This window comes from Actinotalea sp. C106, from assembly GCF_023630195.1.
Taxonomy (GTDB): Bacteria; Actinomycetota; Actinomycetes; order Actinomycetales; family Cellulomonadaceae; genus Actinotalea.
Genome location: NZ_JALPKN010000485.1, coordinates 1 through 1,457 on the forward strand (window position 1 = coordinate 1; position 1,457 = coordinate 1,457).

General features: G+C 74.9%; 2 protein-coding genes. Both read right to left on the reverse strand.

The window, feature by feature from the left end:
- Positions 1-43: 43 nt before the first annotated feature.
- Entirely contained in the window at positions 44-397 is a 354-nt protein-coding gene (locus L0B03_RS17850) for a hypothetical protein (RefSeq protein WP_374205027.1), read from the reverse strand.
- 76 nt (positions 398-473) lie between these two features.
- The coding region (locus tag L0B03_RS17855) for a hypothetical protein (RefSeq protein WP_250448347.1) at positions 474-1,457 on the reverse strand (984 nt) is incomplete at its 5' end.

Consider the following 1,457-nt stretch of genomic DNA (forward strand, 5'->3'; position numbering starts at 1 on the left):
TGACCGACCTGCCGGCCGCGAGCGGGCCGATGCTCACCGCTGTCTACCTCGTGGCGGGGGCCAGGCCGACGACGAGCAACCTCGCGTCCGGGTCGCCGAACCCCGCGGCCGGACGGCCCCAGTACGGCTGGTCGCGGAAGGCCCGGCGCCGCGTGACCGCGACCTCCTCACGCCAGGAGACCAGCCGCGGGCACGCCCGGCAGACCGTCGAGGCGGCGTCGACCTGGGACATCGCGTCCGAGGTGCCAGCGATCCGCGCCACCTGGTCGGCCGAGGTCGCCACGGGCGTGGTGCCGTCCGCCAGGTCCCCCGGCCAACCGGCATCGGGCGGCACGGGCGACCCGAACAGCTGGCGGGTGCGCGGGTGCGGCAGGGAGACCGGGTGGTCGACACTCATCCCCCGATCATGCCCGCCCGTCCCCGCTGCCCGCCCGCGGCCCGAGACACGGCCACCGGGCCCGTCCCGGCGCGCGTCACTCCCCGGAGGCCACGACCTCGTCACCCGTGGGATCGACCGGGGGGCGACCGCTCGATCCCACGGCGGCCTCGCGCACCACAGCAGGGGCCTTGGCGAAGGGCCGGGGTGGCGTGCGCGGGGACGCGGTCCGGGCGAGGCTTCGCTCCCCGTCGTCGGTGTACTCCCACTCGCTCGACGGGGCTCCAGCCAACGGGTACACGTTCCACCGCGCCCGCCCGTCCACGTCCTCGGAGGCCGTGAAGGTCCAGGACTCCTCGATCCCTGGCAGCGACCAGTCGCTCCAGGAGCCGTCGGTCGTGGTCCGCACCTGACGGCCACGGTCGTCGTAGAGCTGGATCCCCTCGAGCGGGTTCCCCGCGGCGTCGTAGGCGAACAGGTTGCTCACCTGCATCCCGTCGACCCAGACGCCGTCCTGCTGGGGCAGCTCCTCGTAGACGGGGACCTCGACGTAGGAGACACCGCCACCACCGGCGCCACGCGCGTCGACGTAGGAGAAGAACCCGAGCAGTGCCGGCACGACGGCGAGAACGGCCACGACGCCGCCCGCACGACCGAGCAGGCGGACCGTCGGGCGTCGACCCAGCCCGCCGCGCCCCCACTGGACCGACAGCACGACGAGGGCCAGGAGGAAGAGCCAGGCGGCCGCGTTGGTCGGGACGAAGGCCTGGGCCGAGGTGTATCCCAGGAGGCTGTGAAGAACCACGAGGACCGCGACGAACCACACCCACGCGCGCAGCACCCACCACAGCGGACGTAGCGACACCACGAAGGGCCCGACGGCGCGCCAGGCAGCCGAGGACTGCAGCGCCGCCTCCCACCCCGCCCGCTCGGCGGAGAGGCGGTGGGCCAGCCGACGGACGAGGCCCGGCGTGGACGCGGGAACCTGCCGCGCCCCGAGCCCGGCGGGTGCGCGCAGCTCGGGCGCGTACTCCCTGGCGGGCCCGAAGCGGCGTGTCAGGTCGGTCATCCACGCCGGGTC

Coding starts and splice junctions, on each gene's coding strand:
- L0B03_RS17850 (WP_374205027.1), bottom strand. CDS start 397: ATGAGTGTCGACCACCCGGTCTCCCTGCCGCACCCGCGCACCCGCCAG.